This window comes from Gallibacterium trehalosifermentans (genome assembly GCF_042433055.1).
In the GTDB taxonomy this organism is placed as follows: domain Bacteria; phylum Pseudomonadota; class Gammaproteobacteria; order Enterobacterales; family Pasteurellaceae; genus Gallibacterium; species Gallibacterium trehalosifermentans.
On the sequence record NZ_JBHLWB010000002.1, the window covers coordinates 56,923 to 79,444 of the forward strand.

19 protein-coding genes and 1 tRNA gene are annotated in these 22,522 nt (G+C 38.1%); 9 read left to right on the plus strand and 11 right to left on the minus strand.

Translation table 11 applies throughout. The features are described from left to right. Window positions 1–21 precede the first annotated feature (21 nt). Genes ispF through ftsB form a run of 3 tightly spaced genes read right to left on the minus strand, consistent with a single transcriptional unit; the run spans window position 22 to window position 1,501 of the window. A complete protein-coding gene (gene ispF, locus ACFFHK_RS02965) occupies window positions 22–504 on the minus strand; it encodes a 2-C-methyl-D-erythritol 2,4-cyclodiphosphate synthase (RefSeq protein ID WP_382369132.1) in 483 nt (160 codons plus the stop codon). Then, entirely contained in the window at window positions 501–1,199 is a 699-nt protein-coding gene (ispD, locus tag ACFFHK_RS02970) for a 2-C-methyl-D-erythritol 4-phosphate cytidylyltransferase (RefSeq protein ID WP_382369325.1), read from the minus strand. The genes ispF and ispD overlap by 4 nt, the downstream gene beginning before the upstream one ends. 23 nt (window positions 1,200–1,222) lie before the next feature. Further along, the gene (gene ftsB, locus ACFFHK_RS02975) at window positions 1,223–1,501 is read right to left on the minus strand and encodes a cell division protein FtsB (RefSeq protein ID WP_382369135.1); all 279 of its coding nucleotides are present in this window, start codon (window positions 1,499–1,501) and stop codon (window positions 1,223–1,225) included. 201 nt (window positions 1,502–1,702) lie between these two features. On the opposite strand from ftsB, the gene fmt reads away from it, so the two are divergent. The 6 genes from fmt to ACFFHK_RS03005 all read left to right on the plus strand — a co-directional run bounded on the left by fmt (window position 1,703) and on the right by ACFFHK_RS03005 (window position 7,874). Further along, window positions 1,703–2,662, plus strand: a complete 960-nt coding sequence (gene fmt / locus ACFFHK_RS02980; protein ID WP_382369138.1) for a methionyl-tRNA formyltransferase — start codon at window positions 1,703–1,705, stop codon at window positions 2,660–2,662. 3 nt (window positions 2,663–2,665) lie between these two features. Continuing rightward, complete coding sequence (rsmB, locus tag ACFFHK_RS02985; RefSeq protein WP_382369141.1) at window positions 2,666–3,976, plus strand: 16S rRNA (cytosine(967)-C(5))-methyltransferase RsmB; 1,311 nt, start codon at window positions 2,666–2,668, stop codon at window positions 3,974–3,976. An 11-nt stretch (window positions 3,977–3,987) separates the two neighbouring features. Beyond that, a complete protein-coding gene (gene trkA / locus ACFFHK_RS02990; protein WP_382369144.1) occupies window positions 3,988–5,364 on the plus strand; it encodes a Trk system potassium transporter TrkA in 1,377 nt (458 codons plus the stop codon). 15 nt (window positions 5,365–5,379) lie between these two features. Next, window positions 5,380–6,822 (plus strand): TrkH family potassium uptake protein, encoded by a 1,443-nt coding sequence (locus ACFFHK_RS02995; RefSeq protein WP_382369147.1) that lies wholly within the window; start codon window positions 5,380–5,382, stop codon window positions 6,820–6,822. Window positions 6,823–6,920: 98 nt separating this feature from the next. After that, the gene (gene mscL, locus ACFFHK_RS03000; RefSeq protein WP_382369150.1) at window positions 6,921–7,322 is read left to right on the plus strand and encodes a large-conductance mechanosensitive channel protein MscL; all 402 of its coding nucleotides are present in this window, start codon (window positions 6,921–6,923) and stop codon (window positions 7,320–7,322) included. Between the two features lie 15 nt (window positions 7,323–7,337). Then, window positions 7,338–7,874, plus strand: coding sequence for a TIGR00645 family protein (locus tag ACFFHK_RS03005; protein WP_382369153.1), 537 nt, complete (start codon window positions 7,338–7,340; stop codon window positions 7,872–7,874). A 182-nt stretch (window positions 7,875–8,056) separates the two neighbouring features. Here the strand turns inward: ACFFHK_RS03005 and ACFFHK_RS03010 are convergent, their stop codons facing one another. From ACFFHK_RS03010 to selA, 4 genes are all read right to left on the minus strand, one after another. Beyond that, window positions 8,057–8,452 (minus strand): hypothetical protein, encoded by a 396-nt coding sequence (locus ACFFHK_RS03010; RefSeq protein WP_382369155.1) that lies wholly within the window; start codon window positions 8,450–8,452, stop codon window positions 8,057–8,059. After that, on the minus strand, window positions 8,452–15,351 hold the full coding sequence (locus tag ACFFHK_RS03015) for a two-partner secretion domain-containing protein (RefSeq protein WP_382369158.1): 6,900 nt from the start codon (window positions 15,349–15,351) through the stop codon (window positions 8,452–8,454). The genes ACFFHK_RS03010 and ACFFHK_RS03015 overlap by 1 nt, the downstream gene beginning before the upstream one ends. A 275-nt stretch (window positions 15,352–15,626) precedes the next feature. Continuing rightward, on the minus strand, window positions 15,627–17,480 hold the full coding sequence (gene selB / locus ACFFHK_RS03020; RefSeq protein WP_382369161.1) for a selenocysteine-specific translation elongation factor: 1,854 nt from the start codon (window positions 17,478–17,480) through the stop codon (window positions 15,627–15,629). After that, entirely contained in the window at window positions 17,477–18,868 is a 1,392-nt protein-coding gene (gene selA, locus ACFFHK_RS03025) for an L-seryl-tRNA(Sec) selenium transferase (RefSeq protein WP_382369164.1), read from the minus strand. Before selA ends, selB begins: the two co-directional genes overlap by 4 nt. A gap of 129 nt (window positions 18,869–18,997) precedes the next feature. On the opposite strand from selA, the gene ACFFHK_RS03030 reads away from it, so the two are divergent. Then, window positions 18,998–19,092: transfer RNA gene (locus ACFFHK_RS03030), tRNA-Sec, on the plus strand. A gap of 28 nt (window positions 19,093–19,120) precedes the next feature. On the opposite strand, the gene ACFFHK_RS03035 is transcribed toward ACFFHK_RS03030, so the two are convergent. From ACFFHK_RS03035 to ACFFHK_RS03050, 4 genes are read right to left on the minus strand one after another with little or no spacing between them, the layout of a single operon-like run. Then, window positions 19,121–19,597, minus strand: coding sequence for a DoxX family protein (locus ACFFHK_RS03035; protein ID WP_382369167.1), 477 nt, complete (start codon window positions 19,595–19,597; stop codon window positions 19,121–19,123). Then, complete coding sequence (locus ACFFHK_RS03040) at window positions 19,594–20,343, minus strand: HvfC/BufC N-terminal domain-containing protein (protein ID WP_382369170.1); 750 nt, start codon at window positions 20,341–20,343, stop codon at window positions 19,594–19,596. Before ACFFHK_RS03040 ends, ACFFHK_RS03035 begins: the two co-directional genes overlap by 4 nt. Then, entirely contained in the window at window positions 20,340–21,194 is an 855-nt protein-coding gene (gene bufB, locus ACFFHK_RS03045; RefSeq protein WP_382369173.1) for an MNIO family bufferin maturase, read from the minus strand. Before bufB ends, ACFFHK_RS03040 begins: the two co-directional genes overlap by 4 nt. Window positions 21,195–21,248: 54 nt before the next feature. After that, window positions 21,249–21,536 (minus strand): BufA1 family periplasmic bufferin-type metallophore, encoded by a 288-nt coding sequence (locus tag ACFFHK_RS03050; RefSeq protein WP_382369176.1) that lies wholly within the window; start codon window positions 21,534–21,536, stop codon window positions 21,249–21,251. 161 nt (window positions 21,537–21,697) lie between these two features. On the opposite strand from ACFFHK_RS03050, the gene ACFFHK_RS03055 reads away from it, so the two are divergent. After that, window positions 21,698–22,294 (plus strand): sigma-70 family RNA polymerase sigma factor, encoded by a 597-nt coding sequence (locus ACFFHK_RS03055; protein WP_382369179.1) that lies wholly within the window; start codon window positions 21,698–21,700, stop codon window positions 22,292–22,294. Then, on the plus strand, window positions 22,294–22,470 hold the full coding sequence (locus ACFFHK_RS09800) for an anti-sigma factor family protein (RefSeq protein WP_446685339.1): 177 nt from the start codon (window positions 22,294–22,296) through the stop codon (window positions 22,468–22,470). Before ACFFHK_RS03055 ends, ACFFHK_RS09800 begins: the two co-directional genes overlap by 1 nt. Window positions 22,471–22,522: the final 52 nt, after the last annotated feature.

Consider the following 22,522-nt stretch of genomic DNA (forward strand, 5'->3'; position numbering starts at 1 on the left):
TGTTATATGTTGATTAATTTTTTATGACTTGATGAGTAAAGCAACTGCTTCGCAAGCAATTCCTTCACCTCGACCAGTAAAACCCAGTTTTTCAGTTGTGGTGGCTTTGACATTAACTTGTTCGATATTGCAATGTAAATCTGCGGCAATATTAGCACGCATTTGGTCAATATAAGGACGCATTTTTGGTGCTTGTGCAATAATAGTTACATCAACATTACCGATTTGATAGCCTTTTTGTTGGATTTGGCGAAAAGCTTCAACTAATAAATGACGGCTGTTTGCGCCTTTATAAGTCATATCTGTATCTGGAAATAGTTTGCCAATATCGCCTAACGCAGCCGCGCCTAATAAGGCATCTGTCAAGGCATGCAATGCAACATCGCCGTCAGAATGGGCGAGTAAGCTTTTAGGATAAGGAATGTTTACCCCACCAATAATCACAAAACCTGAACTCTCTTCACTGAAAGCGTGAACGTCAAAACCATGTCCAATTCTTATCATTTTTGCCACTCTTTTTGTTGTTGAAGTAAATAAAATTCTGCTAATGCTAAATCTTCTGGGCGGGTAATTTTGATATTATCACTACGACCAGCAACTAATTGCGGATATTTCCCGATTAATTCAAATGCAGAAGCCTCATCTGTTACAGTAAAACCTTTGTTTTTAGCCTGTATTAATGCCTGTTTTAACACAACTGCTGGAAAAAATTGTGGGGTTAAGGCGTGCCATAATAGAGAACGATCTTCCGTTTTCTCAATTTTATGCGTTGTTCCAAAAGCTTTTTTTATCGTATCCACCACAGGTTTTGCCAAAATAGCCCCTTGAGGATCAGTAATTGCTAATAATTTGTCTAAATCTTGATGAGTAATGCAAGGTCTGGCAGCATCATGCACCATCACCCATACATCATTATCGTCTATTTCGCCTAACGCATTTAATACGGATTGATCGCGGGTTTCGCCACCAATAACCCATTGAATGTTTTGATGGTTTTTTAAAGGAAAATCAATCAAATAAGGGTCATTTTTTGCCGTAGCAACAATAATTTTTTCAATAATAGAATAACTTAATAATCTTTCTAATGTATGCTGCAGAATTGTTTTGCCTAATAATGAAAGATATTGTTTCGGGCGATCAGATTGCATTCTTGAACCAATCCCAGCAGCAGGAACAATCGCAACAATACGGCGTGTTATGTTTGGCGTTAACGTTGTATTCATTATTTTTCTGATTTTAAAATTCGATAAAAAGTTTCGTTAGGTTTAACCATTTCGTAATTACGTCTTGCTCGTTCTTCAACAGCTGAAAAACCTTGTTTTAAATCTTGGGTTTCTGCTTTTGCTTCTTGGTTTAATTGGCTTTGTTTTTCATTTTTTGCTTTTTGCTCGGCAATTTCGATTTTTGTTTGTTGATAAATTCGATAACCAGAATCGCCAAACCAGAAGTTGTATAGCGCGATTAATAATAAACAAAATAAGCTAATAACTAATAAACGCATGAGAAGAATCGTCTGAATAAAAATGAGTGGCGCATAGTTTACCTTGAAATAGGGGAAAAGATAACCATCAAATTTAGCAATATAGTGATTGTGTAGAATGAGAAAAGTAGTATGACTATTGTTTTCTTTCCTTTAAAACGCCCCTAAGGTAAGATAATTAGCTTGTTTAGAACTAAACTTTTGATTTTTTGTTGCGAATTTATGAAACCGTTAAAGATTATTTTTGCTGGTACGCCAGATTTTGCCGCACAACATTTGCAAGCATTGTTATCCTCTCAACATCAAGTTGTGGCTGTTTATACTCAACCAGATAAACCAGCAGGTCGAGGTAAGAAATTACAGCCAAGCCCTGTAAAACAATTAGCATTAACCCATAATGTACCTGTTTATCAGCCAAAATCTTTACGGAAAGCAGAAGCACAACAAGAGTTACAACAAATTGAAGCTGATGTGATGGTGGTAGTGGCATATGGGCTAATTTTACCAAAAGCGGTATTAGAAACACCTCGTTTAGGTTGTTTAAATGTTCATGGTTCTTTATTACCTCGTTGGCGTGGTGCAGCGCCAATTCAACGCGCTATTTGGGCTGGGGATCAAGAAAGTGGCGTAACCATTATGCAAATGAATGAGGGGTTAGATACAGGAGATATGTTGCATAAAGCGGTTTGTTCAATAGACGCAACAGAAACTTCCGCATCATTGTATGAAAAATTGGCTCAATTAGGTCCAACAGCCTTAATTGAAGTATTAGATAATTTGGAATCAGGTAATTATCCGCCAGAAGTACAACAAGATCAATTCAGTAATTATGCTGAGAAGTTGAGCAAAGAAGAAGCGAAATTAGATTGGTCATTATCTGCAGAACAGTTAGAACGTTGTATTCGTGCGTTTAATCCATGGCCAATTAGTTGGGTTGAGGTAATAGATCGCCAACAACAGAAACAAACGCTGAAAGTTTATCAGGCGACAGTTTTACCTCATGTAGATGCTGTACCTGGAACAATTTTGCAAGCAAATAAGCAAGGTATTCAAATTGCTACCAAACAAGGCGTGTTAAATTTAACTTTATTACAACCAGCTGGTAAGAAACCAATGTCAGCGCAAGATTTGTTAAATGGGCGGAGTGATTGGTTTGTAGTTGGGCAAACAGTGAGTGAGTAATAGATGAATCAACAAAAGAAAAAAACATTACGTGCAGTGATGGCGGAAGTGATTTTGCAGGTACTGGATCAAGGTAAATCACTCTCTACGTTATTACCTAATGCTCAACAACAGGTAAAAGCACAAGATGTAGCCTTATTACAAGAAGTCTGTTTCGGTGTTTGTCGTGTATTACCTCGTTTAGAACGTATTATTGAGAAATTAGTAACAAAACCATTAAAAGGCAAAACCAGAATTGTGCATTGCCTATTGTTGGTGGGGTTATATCAGTTGTTATATACCCGTATTCCAGCACATGCTGCAGTTGCGGAAGTAGTAAATGCAACTAGCGATGTAAAAGCAGCGTCGTTTCGAGGGCTAGTCAATGGCGTCATGCGACGTTTTTTGCGGGAGCAAGAAGCAGTTTTAGCCGTTGTTGATAAGCATTGGCAGACGTTACACCCTGAATGGTTAGTAAATTTATTAAAAAAACATTATCCAGAACAATGGCGAAAAATTGTTGATGAGAATAACTTGAAACCACCAATGTGGTTACGGGTCAATCAACAACATACAACACCAACTGCGTATCAAGCATTATTGGCGGCACAACAAATAGAAAGTGAATGTTATTTACCAAATACAGCTCTTTATTTACAGAAACCGATCAGTGTAGAACAGTTACCACATTTTGCCGAAGGGTGGGTGAGTGTTCAGGATCGTCATGCACAATGGGCAGGAGAATTACTTGAGCCACAGAATGGACAATTAATTTTAGATGCGTGTGCGGCACCTGGTGGTAAAACAACGCATATTTTAGAAATTGCGCCACAAGCAAAGGTGATAGCATTAGATGTTGAACAAAGTCGTTTAAAACGTGTAGAGGAAAACTTACAACGGTTAAAGCAACAGGCGGAGATTATTTGCGGTGATGCTAGCCAACCAGATCAATGGTTAGCTTCAGGTGTAATGTTTGATCGAATTTTATTAGATGCGCCTTGTTCAGCAACAGGCGTGATTCGTCGTCATTCAGATATTAAATGGTTAAGAAAAGAAACTGATATAGATCAATTAGTGGTGCTGCAGCAAGCGATTCTAACCGCCTTGTGGCAGCGTTTAAAAAACAATGGGATTTTGTTATATGCGACTTGTTCAATTTTACCTGAAGAGAATAGTCTGCAAATTGAACGTTTTTTAGCAACGCACCCAGAGGCAAAATTAATGCCTGTTCAGTTAGATACAACGGGAATAGATACAGGGTTTGGGTATCAATGTTTTCCTGCTCAGCAAAGCGGGGACGGTTTCTTTTACGCAAAACTGCTTAAACAACATTAAAGGTAAATATCGTGAAAATTATCATTTTAGGCGCAGGGCAGGTTGGTGGCACATTAGCGGAAAATCTCGTTAGTGAAGATAACGAAATTACTTTGGTCGATAATGATGTAGAGCGATTAAATCAATTACAAGATAAGCACGATTTACGTGTAGTTCAAGGAAATGCGTCTTCTCCAAGGACTTTACGAGAAGCAGGAGCGACAGATGCGGATATGCTCGTGGCGGTAACCAGTTCAGATGAAGTGAATATGGTTGCTTGTCAGGTAGCTTATACCTTATTTAAGATTCCTACAAAAATTGCACGTATCCGTAATGCAGAATATATTCGTGAAAAAGAAAAGCTGTTTAAAAGCGATATTATTCCTATCGATCATATTATTTCACCAGAACAGCTCGTTATTGAAGATATTGCTCGTTTAGTCAATTACCCTGGAACATTGCAGGTTGCAAATTTTGCCGATGATTTAGTCAGTTTAGCGGTAGTAAAAGCCTATTATGGCGGACCATTAGTTGGTTATTCAATAGCAACATTACAAGAACATTTACCACATATTGAAGCACGTATTGTCTCTATTTGGCGTCAAGATAAAGTTATTCGCCCTCAAGGCTCGACTATTATTGAAGCAGGCGATGAAGTAACATTTATTTGCGCTAGCCAGCACTTACGGGCTGTAATGAGTGAATTACAACGCTTAGAAAAAAATTATCGCCGAGTGATGATAGTTGGTGGGGGAAATGTTGGATCAGGATTGGCTAAAACCTTAGAAAATGACTATAACGTTAAATTAGTGGAACGGAATCCTAAACGTGCAGAATTTTTGGCAGAAAAACTCTCAAAAACAATCGTGTTCTGTGCAGATGCTTCTGATCAATCATTCTTATTTGAAGAACATATCGAAAACATTGATGCTTTTATTGCTTTAACCAGTGATGATGAAGCGAATATTATGGCATCGCTATTAGCGAAACGTTTAGGGACAAAAAAAGCTATTGCGTTGATTCAGCGCATTGCTTATTTGCATTTAGTGCAAGGGGGAACGATTGATATTGCTATTTCACCACAACAAGCCACTATTTCTGCTTTGTTAAGTTATGTGCGCAAAGGGGATATTGTGAATGTTGCGGTGTTACGCCGAGGGGTTTCAGAAGCCATAGAAATTATTGCTCATGGTAGTGAACAAACATCACAAGTCATTGGACGACCACTCGATAAAGTAAAATTACCACAAGGGGTAATTATTGCAGCAATCTGCCGACAAGGCGAAGTATTAATTGCACAACACAATTTGATCATTCAAGAAGATGATCATGTGATTTTATTTTTACAAGATAAGAAAAATATTGCAGAAGTAGAAAAATTATTCCAACCAAGTCCGTTCTTTATTTAAGGTAAGAAAGCGATAATGTTTAATCGACCATTTATGTTATATATTTTAGGTTCTATGCTTTCCAAAATAGCATGGTTAATGTTTATTCCCCTTATTGTTACTTTTTTTCATAATGGTGATGGTTTAGTGGGATTTTTAATTTGTATTGGCATAACTCATTTTGTTGCTTTTATCTTAACGCGAAAAAAACCACAAGATATGCGATTACGGGTAAAAGATATGTTATTGCTAACTACTTTGATTTGGTTAATGAGTTGTGTATTTAGTGCATTACCTTTTATTATCATCGGTGATTTTAGTTTTACCGATGCCTATTTTGAAACCGTGTCAGGCTTAACCACGACAGGATCGAGTATTATCGTCGATGTTAGTAATACCTCACCTGCATTATTGATGTGGCGCTCAACCTTACAATGGATAGGTGGATTAGGATTTATTGTGATGGCGGTAGCCATTTTGCCGTTTTTAAATGTGGGGGGAATGACGCTTTTCCGTACAGAGTCGTCCGATAAGTCAGATAAAATATTGCCACAAGCCCGTGATGTAGCCAAAAGCATTATCCAAATTTATCTCTTTTTAACAGTAGTTTGTTTATTCGCTTATATGTGGTCAGAAATGGGATTTTTTGATGCAATTAATCATGCGTTTACAACAATAGCAACAGGCGGATTTTCGACTCGTAGTGGTTCAATGGCAGAATTTAATAGCACGACACAATGGATTTGTGTCTTTTTTATGTTTGTAGGTTCATTGCCATTTTTATTAATGGTTCAATCAATTTACCGTAGAAATATTTTTATATTATTTCGTGATCAACAATTAATGGGATTTTCATTATTTATATTCGTTATTAGTTTATTTTTAGCGATATGGTTATATTATGAAAATGTCTTTAATTGGCAAGATAGCTTACGTTATTCGTTATTTACTTTAGTTAATATTATGTCTACAAGTGGATTTAGTTTAGGTAATTTTGATACTTGGACATCAACGACAACAATGATTTTTACTGTTGCTTTTATTTTAGGTGGTTGTTCAGGATCCACTACTGGAGGAATAAAAATATTCCGTTTTCAAATCATGTTCCAAGTATTAAAGCATCAAATTTTACGTTTAATACACCCTAATAGCATTTCTGCAGTCCATTACAACCGCCATATCGTTTCTAATGAAACCGTTTTTGGTATTGTCGGATTTATTTTTAGTTATTTTATGATTATGGCAATTTTAGCGGTATTAATGGGAATGTCAGGAATGGATTTTCAAAGTGCATGGAGTTCAGCGGCTACATCAATCGGTAACGTCGGACCAGGATTTGGTAACCAAGTGGGAGCTTCAGGTAATTTTTCTATGATTCCTACAGTTTCTAAATGGCTGATGATATTAGGTATGTTATTAGGACGTTTAGAGATTATGACAATTTTAGTGTTATTATTTCCACACTTCTGGAAAAAATAAATTGTAAAGAGAAATTTTTTTTGTAAGAAAATTGTAAAATGCAAATAATAAAAATATAATGAGCGCCTCTTTTTCAATAGTAAAAATTAGGAGAAAAAATGAGTCTTTTAAAAGAGTTCCGTGAGTTTGCAGTACGTGGAAACGTAGTTGATATGGCTGTTGGGGTCATTATTGGTGGCGCATTCGGGAAAATCGTTAGTTCATTGGTTGGTGATGTAGTAATGCCAATTATTGGATTATTAGTAGGCGGTGTAGATTTTAAAGATCTTAAAATTATCTTACGTGGAGCAGTTGGTGATATTCCAGCAGTAACATTAAATTATGGAATGTTTATCCAAACAGTATTTGATTTTATTATTATTGCATTTGCTATTTTTATGGCGATTAAAGCAATAAATAAATTAAAACGTGAAAAACCAGCGGAAGAACCAAAACCAGTTGAACCTTCAGTAGAAGAAAAATTATTAACTGAAATTCGAGATTTATTAAAAAATAAATAATTAGTTAAGGATTTTATGCAAAATACTCAAATACCAACACAACCACAGCCTAATTTCGTTGCAAAAATTATTTTTGCAAGTCGATGGGTACAATTACCTATTTATTTAGGTTTAATTATTGTTCAAATTGTTTATGCTTATAAATTTTTAAAATCATTATGGCATTTAGTGATAAATCTTAATCAAATGGACGAAAATACTATTATGTTAGCAGTATTAAATCTAATTGATGTTGTAATGATTGCAAATTTATTAGTAATGGTGTTAGTAGGAGGGTATGAAACGTTTGTATCAAGATTAAATACAGATAATCACCCTGATCAACCTGAATGGTTAGATCATGTTAATGCCTCAGTGTTAAAAATTAAATTATCAATGGCAATTATTAGTATTTCATCTATTCATATGTTACAGACATTTATTAATGCAGGAAACCTACCAGAAAAACAAATTATGTGGCAATTATTCCTGCATTTAGGCTTTTTAGCCTCTGCGATAGCGGTTGCATATACAGATAAAATTTTATATAGCACTACGCATAAAAATCATTAAGAAAAAATCCTCCATATTATTTAATTGGAGGATTTTTTATTTATAAGTTACATCTTCCTGTATCCCATTTGGGGTTTTGGTAGCCACATTGAGCGGGTGGTAAGAATATATATCCTTTTTCAAGCATACAATCGTCAAACTCTTTATAGAATTTACCATTTATAATGTAATTTTATAGTCTATCAATTTCGATATTTCATATTTTCTATACAAGTTCTAGTATTATCACCATCTTGGGCTAAGCACCAATATAATGGTGGTCTAAAACGAAACCCTGAATTATAAAGACACTGAAAAAGATATCTTTGGTGTAATTCAATAGCATCTTCAAGTATTTTATATTCATCTTTATTTTCATACACTGTTTCCCAAGAAACTTTGCCTCTATCAAGTATTTTTTTTTGATTCGAATCTAATATGCTATAAGCCATATCAGAACAATCATTCCATATTTTTTCTTGTTTCATTTCATTTATGTTTTCAGGGGCATACCAGTATTTAAAAGATGATGGAGAACCATTTGCCAGATAACAACCTGATAATAGTAATAAGTAAAATAATAATATAATTTTTCTCATTATTCTTTCCCATCTTTATTATTAAATTCTATTTTCTCTATTCTAGGTCCAATTTTTCCCCATATTCTTTTTTGATATGTCTCAATTTCTTTTATCTTTTTTAAATCCACTATTCTTTCCCTATCAGTATTTAAAAAACGTATTGACTCCTCATCACGATAATATGCTTTTGTATGATGCCCAGTAATCAAATCCCATAATGGAATCCCAGTACTATTACTCCCTGTTGTATCGGTATTGCCAATGCCTAAACTTAAACTTCCAGGAACAAAAGGTAAACCGATACCTGTGGCTACAATATCTCTTGGTGCTACAGCATAAGCTACACTGCCATCTCTAAATAATTCGCTGGCTTTTTCACTATAGCCTTGATCGTATAAACCCATTGAAAGTCGTCCTCCAAAAGTATTGTTAGTCATTGGATAAGAAGTGCCTATTGTATTGGCGTCTAAGGTTGTATGAGTAAAAGTGGTTCCTTGATAACTTGCCCAATTCATTGCATTTTTCGTACTAGATACTCCGAGACTATGTGCAAGGTGTTTAAGGCTAACAGGATCATTTGGATTATTTCGATTGTATTCTTCTAATAAATTCCAAATTTTTACTTGTTCTCGGCTAGCATTAGAAGCTCCAAAGATACTTGGCATATTCAAACCAGCCCTTAAGCGTTCAAATATGGTAAAAGTTAGCTCTGAACGAATAGATGTAAATGGTTTTATTACAACAAGGACATCATTATCTAAATAATCTTTACCGCCATATTGAATTGCTCCTTTTAAGCGATCCATATCACTAGTATTCATAATGCCATGTGCATACATTCTTGATAAGACTTCTGCTTCTTCTTTTGTTTTTGGTACTTCAAGGTTATTGAAATCAAGTTCATGATATTGAATACATGCAATACTCTCACATTTATTCATTCTTTTTTCCTTAATGAGAATATTTCCCTCTTTTTTCTCTATGTTGTAATAAATATCATCTCCAATAACATTTATATTCTTCATAAACGCTGTTGCAATGGTTAAATCCCTATCTAAATCAGACTTGATATTTTCAATATTAGCTTTTGTAACAGCTTGGTGAATATTTGCTTTGTTTATCTTTATTGCTGTTTCTTTAGTAGTTTGACCTGTTAAGGATTTTTGCTCATTGTCATGCCGAATATGAATATTTGTAGTATTGATAGCACTAGTTGTTACGCCATCTTCGTTATCATGATGATTGACTTGTCCTAATAGAGCAGTAGTTAAACCTTTTGCAATTCCCCAATTACCTTGAGATGCTACACCAGCAATGCCACTAAACTCCACATTAGAAGATCCATTCTTCTGATTTTGTCCTATTTGCTGTAATTTAACACCTTCTATTTCTTTTGGTGTATGACCACCGCTAATACTTATCCCTCCACTTAATCCAAATCCTTTTGCTGAATAATTCGAATGATTTTGAATGTCTTTATAAGTTAATGTCCCCGTAGTAAATCGATTTTTACCTTGTTGTTCAGCAAGTTCAGTTGAGGTAACTAATCCACCTTGTAAATCAGTGTGTTGATTAACTTCAACTTTAAACCCTTCATCACCAGCAAAAATCCCTGATTGCTGGTTAACACTGGCATAATCCGCATTGATTTTAGATTGATTATAGCTGCCAGAAAAGGACGCGCCATATCCCACAGTTACTTGAGCAGACAGTTGTTTCTGTTTGCTTTCATAAGTAGCCGTATCTTGCAGGCTAGTAATTGTTAAATTATTTGCTTGAACACTAACGCCTTGACCAATAACTTGTCCGCCTCGAATCGTCATATCTTCACCTGAAATAAGGGTTGTTTGGCTCTGTTTATGACCAATAAGCGTGGTTGCCCAAGTGGTTTCATCGCCATTACCATAACCTTTTCCATAGTTTCCTCCAGCAGTGATACCAAAGGCAAAACCATTACTTCCATAATTAATAGCAACACCAGCATTCCAACCACTAGATTTATTTTTACTTCGTTCTTTATATGTTTGTTGTTGTGCTTCAATTATTAAATTGCCTGCAGTCGCGATTGTCGTTCCTTGTTGCCCGATAACCTCTGAACCTTTAACTGTAATATGAGAAGTATCTTTATCTGCCGTCGTGAGGAGCATTGCATTACCTGCGGCGTTTATCTTGCTACTATTTGCTGTTATTGTCTCTGTAAAAGTGGTTTGTTCATTTTTTTGTTTACCATATGTAATTGATATACCAATATTATTGGTTAAACCTTGTGCGCCTTGATTGGCAACTGAATTTGCAACATTCCCCGCCACTTCAGCCGTATTTGCTAAATCAAACGAAGTATTAATTGCAGCTAATGCATTAATTCGATTATCTTTTGCATCGCCCACTTGTTTTGCTGTTTTGGCAGTTTGTTGTACTTGTTGTACGGCTTGTACAACGGGAATATTCACACCTAAGGTTAGCCCATTTTGTACTAAGGTATGACGATAGTGTGTATTGGATTTATCTTTATCAGCTGTAATATCTATTTGTTTTGCTTGAATATTAATATCTCCTTTACCTGCAGTGATTCGGCTAGATTGTTGTTGATAATGTTCAGTGGCGATAAATGAAACATTGCTTTGTAAAGATCCAAGTTGACTGCCTAGCGTAGAATCAAGATTATAATTTGTATCAGTTGATTCTTTTCGACTACCAATCGTAAACCCGATTCCGCCACTGCTCATTAACCCCGATTTTTTCTTTGCATAATAATCATATTCTTGGCGGATATTGTGTGCCGCTGTGATGGCAATATCTTGTGCTTGTAATTGCATGGCGTTATCTGAGACAACGGCGCCACCTTCAACAGCGATGGTGCCGTGCGTGGCTTGTAATGCAATGTTGTTTCCTGTGAGTTGTGAGCTTTCTGCCAAATCATATTGGTGAGCGTGTTTTATTGTGGTAGTTGTCCGACTCAGTAAGCTTTTATCTTTATATTTTGTCGCAAAATCTAGCGTTTCTTGATGGCGTCCTGCTTGTAGTTGAATATCGCCTTGTTCACTATTTACGATAATATCGCCACCAGTATTGATGGTGGCAGCTCGTAGGGTAACGCCTTGTTTACCACTGAATACGGCATTGTCTTTAATCTCAATACGAGAGCCAATTTCTTGTTGTTGCTTGAGTGTCCAATAGTTTTCGCTATTGGCGATGTAATGTGAGCGTTCTGTTTCTGTAACCGTACCAATATGGAGATTGCCGTTGGCTTTTAATAGTGCGCTGCCTGCACTGATACTGGTGGCATTTAGTTGAATATCCCCTTGGCTTTGTAGTATCAAGGCTTGTTTTATGTGTAATACAGCCTGTTCATCAAGTTGTCGGCGGGCATAGTTAGCATTGGAATTGGCTTCACTCATGCGTCCTTCAAGGTGAATTGTTTTGGCATTGAGTTGCAAGGTATCGGCTTTGAGCTGCCCACCTTGTTGATAAAAGCGATTGGCAAGGGTGAAATTTAGTTGTTCAGCGCTGATGCTTCCTGAGTTTTCTAAGGTGTGCGCTGCGAGGTGAGCGGATTGACGAGCCACTAGTTGCCCGCTATTTTTTATGTCTCCTGCGCTTTCCACTGTTATCTCTTGTGCAGAGATAATGGCGCCCGTCGGGTGGAGAGCGATATCACGTTTAACTAAATAGACTTGTGGGACAAGCACATTAACTTGCTTTCCATCTTTTAATGTAACGGTTTGCGGTTCCAGCCAAACCATATCTTCCGTAAGCGCTTGCATTTGTGCGGCGCTGAGGGTTACACCTGGCATAAGGTTGTGCGCCTTGGCATATCGAATCCCTGCGTCCATTAAGGCTTTGTATTGTTCATAATCAGAGGTGTAATTGCCTAAAAAACGTTGCCCTGTTAGTTGGTTAATTTGTTCATTAATCAGGCGTTGCTCATAATAACCATCGCCTAAGCGTTTTAATCTCATTTGGGGATCTGCCCGTAGGGCATCAAACATATAGTCTGACCCTAGCCAAGTTTTTTTATGGGTAAATCGAGGGTCAGTTTCGATTAAAACATGGCTATCAGGTGCGTGATTGATGCGATAGAGGGAGGCGTGGAGGGTATCAAGTTGTACGGGAAGGATTGCGGCGTGTTGAGCTGTGGATTGTTGGTGAATCTCGCTATTTGTGGCTTGAATCGGCTGCCCAATGCGGTTATCGACCAAATGAAATTTAAAATATTCTATCGGTAAATCACGGCTAAAGGGAATGTCCTCTCCACCGTATTTTGCCCAGACTTTTTTACCCACACCTCGCCGTTTTCGCTTTGTTACCATGGTGTACCATGTACCTTTATCATGTCGGTGAATTTCGCCGATTAAATCTTTATTTTCTAAACGGACACCATTCCCTTTTAAATTGAGATGTTGCTCATTTTGCTTAAAAAGGCGTCCTCCCATACGCAGGTGTTTGCCAACCTGAATGTGGGATACCTCATTGAGTAAATTTTCGCCGTTTAATCGTAAATTCCCTGCAATCAAAATTTTGGCTGGATCGCGATGTACTAATGTGGTGGTGATGGTATGGCGATTAAAATGCCATTGTACCCAAGTTGGTCCTGCAATACGTGGTCGACCATCATTGAAATGAAAATAGGAGTTACGGTCTTTTCGATGGTTGTTGTTGCGATTGAACCACCCTTCTAAACTGGAATAACGTTGGGATTTGTGGTTGAGGGCATATTCACTGATGCGCTGGTCTTGGTGGTGTTCTCCTGTGAGGAGATGTAAGTCATGATTCCATAAGCGTTGGGTATTCATATTACCATTGCCTAAGGCTTCTATGGTGGCGCTGCCGTTATCAATAAAGGTAGCTTGCCCTGTGGCATGAGCATGCCTGTCTAATTCACCGCCAATAAAGAGGTCGCCTTGGCTTAAAATTAAGGCATGGTCGTAATTGGTAAGGGTACCAACACCAAGGTCGAGCCGTTCACGGGCAGCGATTGTCGCCGCCTGCTCTTGTTCTGGGAGATTATTTAGATGAGTTGCTTGAATTGCAAGGTGATTGCCATAAATCCGCCCACTGCCGAGATTAGTGAGTTGGTTGGTAACAATAACGGTTTTTGAGCCGTCAATTAAGCCCTGATTCAGTAGCGTATCCGTATGTAATTGTGTTTTTTGTGCACTTAATTCACTTTGTTGTGGATTGGTAATTGATGCAGCTTGAATTGTTAAGCCTTGACCCGTGATTAATTGGGTTTGGTTGGTAAAGTGATGATTGACCTTTAAATTAAGCATGCCATCAATAAAAAGCGGGGTATCCAAGCGGAAGTGATGATGAATGGTGATATTGGCATTCGCTGCACTTTTTACCTGACCAATGTTTTCCCATTGAGCTAACTGAAAGGTTAAATCGCCCTGACTTGCAATGATACCTTGTGTATTTTCAAGCTGTAAGTTATCGCCACGCAACGCTAAGCTATTTAGTGATAGGAGTTCCCCTTGCTGATTATTGAGGGTATCCGTAATGGTGGCATTTATTGCTTGCTGGCTATATGCCCCACCAGATTGGTTAAACCAATGTGTTGCATGGATAGCTAAGGTCTCCGCAATTAAGCCTTGTGTAGGGGTATTGTGTTGCGCTTTGGTCTGTTGGTTCAATAAACGAGGGGTAGTAATGTGTAGTTGTTTTGCTTTGATTAACGCGCCAGTTGAGCCTGTCGCTTGGTTATTTAATTGGTGTTGAAGGGTGATGTCGGTTTGCTCTGCATGAATAAAACCTGTTTGGTTATTTAGGGAATGTGCTTGCGCAGTAAGCTTTTTAGTTGCGACAAGTTGACCTGCTTGTTGATTTTTTATCGTCGGAGCGGTGAGACTAACATTTTGCTTTGCCCCAATATACCCACTATTGATAATCTGTCCTTGGCTATCAATCACCACATCGCCCGCTGCCGCACCAATATGTCCTGCATTGCGCACACCTAACCCGCTTTCCGTCCCAATCAGGTGGATTTGATTGGCATACATGCCACCTAACTCAGCAACATCTACCGCATACCCCTGAGATGCTGTTACTTCACTGCCACGAATCACTTGGAGACTACTGGCATTTTTTGTTGATTGCGCTGGAACTTGATTTTGCCCCGTAGTAACCGTTAATTGATTTGCCCAAATCCCCGCATTGACTTTCACTTCTTTGGCGATAATCTCGGTGTAGTCTTGTCGATGGCTATCTAACCCTCGCCCCGATACCGTTATCTCACCCTGTTCAACTCGATACCCCTTTACTTGCCCATTTTCAATTTGCACCTGCCCTGTGGTCATCGTACTGCGTCCCGCATTGATAAAACCACACCCCTCACAATGAATACCATTCGGGTTGGCGATAATCACCTCTGCTTTGCTTCCCGCCACTTCAATATAGCCTTTTAATTGACTTGGCTTGCTGGCATTGACTTCGTTTAAAATTACTTTCGCTTCACCGCCCACTAAGTAAGGATTGGCTTGTACCCAACCACCTTGTTCGGTTTTTACATTTTTGCGGCTGTTATTGAGAATCGCCCCACGAGTATTGACATCAAATTGTTGGTATTTGTTATGTGATAAGCCTTTGTCATTGGGCGTTTGGATATTAACTTGCGGTAAGCCATTGGCGGTTTGTAACACAATCGGTTGTTGGCTTTTTGGTGCCTGACTATCGGCACGGATTTGGAGTTCATCAGCAACTGCGCTAGCGGAAAAAGAGGAGACCGCCAAAACGCCTAACAGGCTATAAAGCCCTATCATTAACGGGGGTAATCTCCAGTGAATCAGCATGCGAGAGAGATTGGTGAAAACGCGATTGCCTGATTGAGGTGCTTTCCCTGTTTTAGTTGTTATCTCGGAAACGACAACGAAACGTTGTAAGAGTCTGTTAAAGATGATGCGGTAACAATGTTTGTTCATTACTTTTCTCCTTAACGTTTAATTAATTTGAAAGAAATAACTTACATAAATTAGGTTGTGATAAAGGAAGATTATTTTTTAATATTTTTAGATCAATTAGTTAACATTTTTGATGTTAGCAAAAAGCGTATTCACGACAAAGAAAGTATATTTAAAAATGTGATCTAGCTAGAAAAATAGCAATATTGTTAGTTTTTTTGGGGTATGTTGGGAAATATAAATGTTGAACAGCGATGTTCAACATTTATTTTTGATAAAAAATTTATATTTAGCAATTAAGAAAATGTTCCATGATCACGCAATAAATGCACATTGCCTTTACGGCGTAAAAAACCTGATCGGTCAAAATATTCGATTAATTGTACCGTGAGTTTGCGCCCATATTGCAGGTGATCACGCAACTGATTAACCGAAATCGCCCCATTTTCTTGAATAAAGGCGTGAATATCGTGGGCAAATTCACGCATCTGTTCATCGAGCAGAAAACGATCTTTGACTATCGGCACAAGGTAGCCCAATTTGCCTGCTTTGTAGAGCAAATTGCGCATTGCGCTTTCTTCCACCGCCAACTGCTGGGCAATATCACGCACCCACAGCGCTTGGTTAGTTGCCTTAAATAGAGGCTCAACCTGCGCCCACAGATGCAATTCGTCATCATCAAAGGCGATGCGATGGCTGGGTGCGTGAATCCAGCCACGTGTTTGCGCCAGTTGCTGTTGAGCGATCAGCTCATCAATTAAGGCAAACATCAGCGACTGTGGCGCATCAAGTACAGCCATTCGGTAAAGACGTGCTTTGGTTACGCCCATTTGATCGTGATGCTCGGCGTGAAATTCGGTGATCTTCGCCAAAATGCGGGCTTGCATTGTTTGTTTATAGGTGCGATTAAACAGATAATCACCCACTTGCTCGCAGGCTAAACGTGGCTGAAGTGCATTGACATCGGCAGGGTAGCATTGCTCCGCCCACAAAAGCGGCGGCACGAAAATCGCCTGTTTTTCCAGCATTACTTGCACGCGCATTGCCATTTCACTTGCTTGCGACAGGGCGTGCAGGTAAGAAAGGCGTGTCTCACTGCGCTTGTAGCGCTTCGGCGAGGCAATTTCCAGCACTTGTGCCCCTGCAAGGGTATGTTGATCGTCGCCACTGCGCAAAATCAGTTTATCGCCCAATGCCAAATGTAGCGGAGTATCCAGCACAATTTCTGCAAAATAGGGCTGATTTTCGACCGCTTGTTTTGCGTTCAGCACGCTCACTTTGGCAGTAACGTGGCTGGCGTAATGGTAAAGGTGAACCTGCGTGGTCTCTTTTAGGGGCTGGCAAGGGTGCAACAGCACCGTAAAACGCTCACAAGCAAAATCAGGCGCAAGCTCGCTTAGCCAGTCGCCACGGCTGATGTCGGATTTATCGACACCAGCTAAATTCAGCGCCAAGCGCTCGCCTGCCACACCTTGCTCGCTCTCACTATTTTGTGCGTGAATACGTTTTACCCGCACCTTTTCGCCATTAGTAAGATAGAGCGTATCGCCGACCGCCACTTTACCTGCCACCGCCGTACCTGTAACCACTACGCCAATCCCTTTCAGGGTAAAAATACGGTCTATCGCATAGCGAAATGGCTTTTCCGCCAATGTGGTTTCGCTAGACAGTTGCGCCAAATGGGCTTTCAGCACATCGATACCTTGCCCCGTTTGGGCGGAGGTGATAAAAAAATCCTGCCTGTGCAAAAAAGGGTAGCGCTGTTTGATTTCCTCAATCAGCTTGGTAATTTGTGCATCGGTTGCACGATCAGCCTTAGTGATCACCACCATTATCTGGCGGAATTTCAGCAACTGCAAAATCTGCAAATGCTCTGTCGTTTGCGGTTTGATTCCCTCTTCGGCGGAAACCACCAGCAGGGCGTGTTCAATCCCCCCTAAGCCTGCCAGCATATTTGCCAAAAATTTTTGATGTCCTGGTACATCAATAAAGCCAAGTGTTCGCCCATTTAGAGGCAAATAAGCATAGCCCAGATCGATGGTCATTCCACGCTTTTTCTCTTCAGGCAAGCGATCAGCATTCGTGCCAGTGAGTGCGGCTAACAGTGCCGTTTTGCCGTGATCGACGTGTCCTGCGGTAACAATTATCATAATTCGTTCACCGTTGTTAAGAGGGCGGCTAGATTGGCAACGCTGCGTAAATCTAGCCAAATTTTATCTGCTTCAATTCTGCCAATAATTGGTTGTGATAAGGCTTTAAATTGAGCAACTAAACGATAGAGATCCTCAGCTTTGCCACTTTTTGCTTGTAACGTTACAGCACAAGACGGGATTTTTGCGGTAGGTTGTGAACCACTACCAATTTGCGCATCACTTGTTTCGACTCGAATGATAAAATCTGCTGCGAGTTTGTGTTGTAATGCTTGTTGTAATTGCTCTGCTTGTTGCTGGAGAGTAGTGAGAGCTTGAGTTAAAGCGTGCAGCGTTGGTAAGGTGTGCGTTAAATTTTCAGGCTCTAAATAAAGACGCAATGTTGCTTCTAAACCACTCAAAATTACTTTATCGCAACGTAAGACACGTTTGAGGGGGTGATGTTGTAATTGATCGATTAATGCTTGCCTCCCAACAATAATACCTGCTTGTGGACCACCCAATAATTTATCGCCAGAAAAAGAGATTAAATCTACACCCGCTGTAACTTTTGCTTGAACTTGTGGTTCATAAGGTAAGCCATAGTGGCGAAAATCAATTAATGCGCCACTTCCTAAATCTGTAATAACGGGAATATTTTTTTCTCGTCCAAGTGCAACTAATTCTTCTTCACTGACACTCGCTGTAAAGCCCATAATTTGATAGTTGCTACTATGTACTTTTAATAATAACGCCGTGTTTTCATTAATTGCCTGTGCGTAATCACGTAAATGGGTGCGGTTAGTCGTACCAACCTCCACTAATTTACAACCAGCTTGTGCCATAATATCGGGAATACGGAATGCGCCACCTATTTCAATCAGTTCACCACGAGAGATAATCACTTCTTTTCCTTGAGCAAAAGTGGCTAACATTAATAACACCGCAGCAGCATTATTATTAACCACACAAGCCGCTTCTGCGCCAGTTAAGCGAGCGATTAGCTCACTAATCGCTTGATCACGATGTCCACGTTTCCCCTGGGCTAAATCAAATTCAAGTGCAACATTTTGTTGCATAGCGTGTAATGCTGCTTGTTGTGCTGTTTCTGCCCAAATTGCACGCCCAAGATTCGTATGCAACACCGTACCAGTAAGATTATGTACTGGTTGAATTTTGACTTGGCGTTGCTGTTGTAATTGTTGCTCAATATATTGCATAAAATCTGTGTCTGTCTGACAGAAATGAGGTAATTGCTGTTGTTGTTTAATAAAATCACGTGCGAGTTGTAACTGTTCACGCATCAGTTGTACTACGGCACTATGCCCAAAGGTAACAACTAAATCTGAACCTAATTCCGTTTTTAATAAACGGTCAATAGCTGGAAGTTGGCGATACAACGCAGACATAACGAATTCCTAATGGTGAAGTGTGCGGTAAATAATACTGTTTTTATCGAAAAAATTCAGTAAAATGAAGCCGTTTTTTATGCTATATCCTGATTTATGTAGGATTGTCGTTTAAAAACCGTCATTTATGGAAGGTCGTCGTTTCCGGTGAGGCGGCAGGACTTCAAATCCTGTTAAGGCTGCCAGCAGTCTTGGGTGGGTTCAACTCCCATGACCTTCCGCCAATCATGAAAATGTGTCAATATAAATTTTTCATTTAAGATCAGAAATTATACGGTTGTTTATTCTTTTTGCTATGAAAGGATCTAACGCTATTATTCCACTACCATATTTTATTAAGATCAGTTGCATTACTATCCAGCTAAAGTGTAATGCGTAAGCCTCAGGATAGACAAAAAACTGGATAACTATTGTTATTCCAAATAATCCTAATGCAGCAAAACGTGTTGCAATTCCTAATAATAGTAAAGCTGCAAAAATATGTTCTGCATAGAGTGTAATCCATGCAGCAATATTGGGATTTAGTAATGGTAAATTATATTCATTTTGGAATAAGAAAAATGCGCTCTCACTCGGTACAGGTAATCCAAGTTGAAATGACATTGTGAGAAAATTAAACACAAATGTTTCAGTTTTTGTTTGTGCAGATAACCAAAATATACTTGCCAGAGTAATACGAGCAAGTAAGGCAATCGCACTATAAGGTACTTTTTCACACCATTTTTTCATTGTTTTACTCCAATGATTAATTTATTTTCAATAAGAAATTGCCAAGCTTGAGTGAGATCTGCTTCAGTAAAAGGGTCGATTTCTACTGTTGCTTGATATAATGTTTTTCCTTGTTTTATTGCCATTAAAAAAGAATGTAACCATTGTGGAATCTGTAATACCCCAACTTCATAATTTTCACGTAAGATCGCAGCATACTCACGCTGTTCTAGAGTAATTTTCTGCAAATCCTTTCTTATTTGATGTGCCTCCCATAAGCTAACAGCTGCATAATTTGCAGAAAATAACAGTAAACTCGGAGCAAGTTGTAATTGGTAGTTAGCTATTTCATTATTCTGTAATAATGCTATTAATTGTTCATTGGCAATCGGCTTACTATCTTCAGCATGAAATGATTGCACTCTTAAATATTCCAATGTTGCTACGTCTGCTAAATAGGGTAGGGATTTTGCTGGGGTGAAGTGAGCAATAAATTTCGGAAAGGTATCACCATAGTAAGCAAGAATTGGTGATGTAGGAGGGGATTCTTGTAAATAACAATGAGCCATAGCTTGAAAAAAGTCATCACCAACTAACTGATGTGTAACATTAAACGTTATTTGTAATGCTTTCATTAAAGAAGAAAATATATTGTTACGATAAACATTAAAACGACTTTTTACGTCTATTCCTTCTCGACTTTTTATTTGTGGTAGGAAAGAAAGATCATCATGAAAAATCGCTTCAACAAAAGCCGTTTGTTTCATACTTTATCCTTTTGATTATAACGTTGTTGAGCTTGTTGGATTTGATACAAATCTTTTTGTAATTCACTAAAAGCAGGGATATTGTTATCACGCTCTAATAAAGTGGGTTTTGATCCAATTAATTGCAATGTAAATAAATATAATTGCCAAACTTCATGGGAAACTTGTTCTGAATGGCTATCAATTAACAAGCGTTCCCCATTTGCATCTTGATCCTCACTATAACCTGCGATATGTATTTGCTGAACAGCGGCTAATGGTAGTTGTTGTAAGTAAGCATAAGGATCTCGTTGATGATTAATTGCCGAAACGTAAACATTATTTACATCTAATAACAAACCACACCCTGTTCTTTTTACGATTTCACGAATAAATTCTGTTTCTTCCATTTCATTTGCAGAAAATTCTACATAGGTTGATGGGTTTTCTAATAACATTTGGCGTTGTAAGCGATGTTGTAAATGATCAATATGATCACATACCTGATTCAGTTTTTTATTGGTATAAGCTAAAGGTAATAAATCGTTATAAAAATTAACGCTATGACTTGACCAAGCAAGATGTTCGGAAAATAGTTGTGGCTGATAGCGATGAAGTAAGGCTTTTAAGCGATCGATATGTTCTTCATCTAATTTAGTATCGCTCCCAATCGATAACCCTACACCATGTATCGATAATGGATAAATTTCACAAATACGTTGTAAATAGTGATGCATCGCACCACCAGGAACCATATAATTTTCTGCATGAATTTCTACAAAATCAACATAATCGGGTTGTTGTAAGATTAATTCAAAATGTTCTATTTTTAGACCTATTCCTGCGCCAGAAATGATTTTTTGATGTCCCATAAACTCTCCAAAAGCCTGCTATATTGCAGGCTTATTTTTTCTATTACCTATTAATTAGGCTTTTTCGGTAAATGCTTCTAACTTACCAAATCCTGTATCAGATGTTTTGGATTCAGTTTTTAAGCAAGTTCCTGCTGGCACTAATTTCCAAGCATTTCCTTGATAATCTCGAGTTGAGCTTCCAGCACAACTTGTTCCTGGACCTGCGGCACAATCATTTTGTCCTTTGAGTGCTATACCAAAACATTTTTCTTTTGATTCCGCTTGTACACTAAGGCTTGTAGCGGTAACTAATGCGGAAGTTAGAGCTAATGAAACGGCGACTTTTTTTGAAATTGACATAAGATTTCCTTTTAAGAAAAAATAAAAAATGATTAAATACATAGCGATTTTTATCGCCACATGAGATTAGTTTTTCCTAATCTTATAGTTAGACGGAGTTATCAGTTTTTTCTTACAACTTTTTTTAAAATTATTTAATTGAGCAAAATTAAGTTGTAATTATGTTGATGAGGAATGTGATGGAATATAACGGGAAGACATTATTCTCTACTCAAGAACTTAATGAGCTTCATAATAAAATGCTAAAATTTGCCACCATACAATTAAAAGATGAACACCTTGCAGAAGATGCTGTACAAGAAGCTTTTTATATTGCTTTCAATAAGGTAGAACAGTTTGAGCAACGAGCGAGTTTTAAGACATGGTTATTCACAATTTTAAAAAATAAAGTCATCGATATATTAAGAGAACAACAACGTTATTTATTACATAGCGATCAACAAGCAAATGAGGACGTAATAGAAAATCGTTTTTTTGATCAAACAGAACATTGGGATATTCGATTTACACCAAAACCAATCATAAAAGCCCATTTATTAATTCATCAACAAGAATTTTGGACGATTCTTCAGTGCTGTTTAGAGCGCTTACCACAACAACAAGCAAGAGTTTTTATGATGCGTGAATTTATGGAGTTTAGTTCTGATGAAATCTGTTTTCATGAAGAAATTAGTACATCAAATTTGAATGTCTTGCTTTATCGTGCCAGATTGAAATTACAGGATTGCTTAGTTAAAAAAGGGGTGGAGAATCATTAATGTATAGCTGTAAACAAGCCAGTTTTTTACTCTCTCAAGCAAAGGAAAGAAAATTAAGGTTGAATGAAACACTTCAACTGAAGTTACATTTAGCATTTTGTTCTCATTGTCGTCAGTTTAAACTAAATTTAGAAACAATGAGTGAATTGTGTCAGGGGATTTCTAAACAAAAATAGAGATAATTAGAAGAAAAAGTGTAGAAGAATAAATCATTTTTCTACACTTTTT

Bases quoted from the DNA above. Each gene is read 5' to 3' on its own strand.
- ispF (WP_382369132.1), bottom strand. From the start codon at position 504: ATGATAAGAATTGGACATGGTTTTGACGTTCACGCTTTCAGTGAAGAG.
- ftsB (WP_382369135.1), bottom strand. From the start codon at position 1,501: ATGCGTTTATTAGTTATTAGCTTATTTTGTTTATTATTAATCGCGCTA.
- fmt (WP_382369138.1), top strand. From the start codon at position 1,703: ATGAAACCGTTAAAGATTATTTTTGCTGGTACGCCAGATTTTGCCGCA.
- rsmB (WP_382369141.1), top strand. From the start codon at position 2,666: ATGAATCAACAAAAGAAAAAAACATTACGTGCAGTGATGGCGGAAGTG.
- ACFFHK_RS02995 (WP_382369147.1), top strand. From the start codon at position 5,380: ATGTTTAATCGACCATTTATGTTATATATTTTAGGTTCTATGCTTTCC.
- mscL (WP_382369150.1), top strand. From the start codon at position 6,921: ATGAGTCTTTTAAAAGAGTTCCGTGAGTTTGCAGTACGTGGAAACGTA.
- ACFFHK_RS03005 (WP_382369153.1), top strand. From the start codon at position 7,338: ATGCAAAATACTCAAATACCAACACAACCACAGCCTAATTTCGTTGCA.
- ACFFHK_RS03010 (WP_382369155.1), bottom strand. From the start codon at position 8,452: ATGAGAAAAATTATATTATTATTTTACTTATTACTATTATCAGGTTGT.
- ACFFHK_RS03015 (WP_382369158.1), bottom strand. From the start codon at position 15,351: ATGAACAAACATTGTTACCGCATCATCTTTAACAGACTCTTACAACGT.
- selB (WP_382369161.1), bottom strand. From the start codon at position 17,480: ATGATAATTGTTACCGCAGGACACGTCGATCACGGCAAAACGGCACTG.
- selA (WP_382369164.1), bottom strand. From the start codon at position 18,868: ATGTCTGCGTTGTATCGCCAACTTCCAGCTATTGACCGTTTATTAAAA.
- ACFFHK_RS03035 (WP_382369167.1), bottom strand. From the start codon at position 19,597: ATGAAAAAATGGTGTGAAAAAGTACCTTATAGTGCGATTGCCTTACTT.
- ACFFHK_RS03040 (WP_382369170.1), bottom strand. From the start codon at position 20,343: ATGAAACAAACGGCTTTTGTTGAAGCGATTTTTCATGATGATCTTTCT.
- bufB (WP_382369173.1), bottom strand. From the start codon at position 21,194: ATGGGACATCAAAAAATCATTTCTGGCGCAGGAATAGGTCTAAAAATA.
- ACFFHK_RS03050 (WP_382369176.1), bottom strand. From the start codon at position 21,536: ATGTCAATTTCAAAAAAAGTCGCCGTTTCATTAGCTCTAACTTCCGCA.
- ACFFHK_RS03055 (WP_382369179.1), top strand. From the start codon at position 21,698: ATGTTGATGAGGAATGTGATGGAATATAACGGGAAGACATTATTCTCT.
- ACFFHK_RS09800 (WP_446685339.1), top strand. From the start codon at position 22,294: ATGTATAGCTGTAAACAAGCCAGTTTTTTACTCTCTCAAGCAAAGGAA.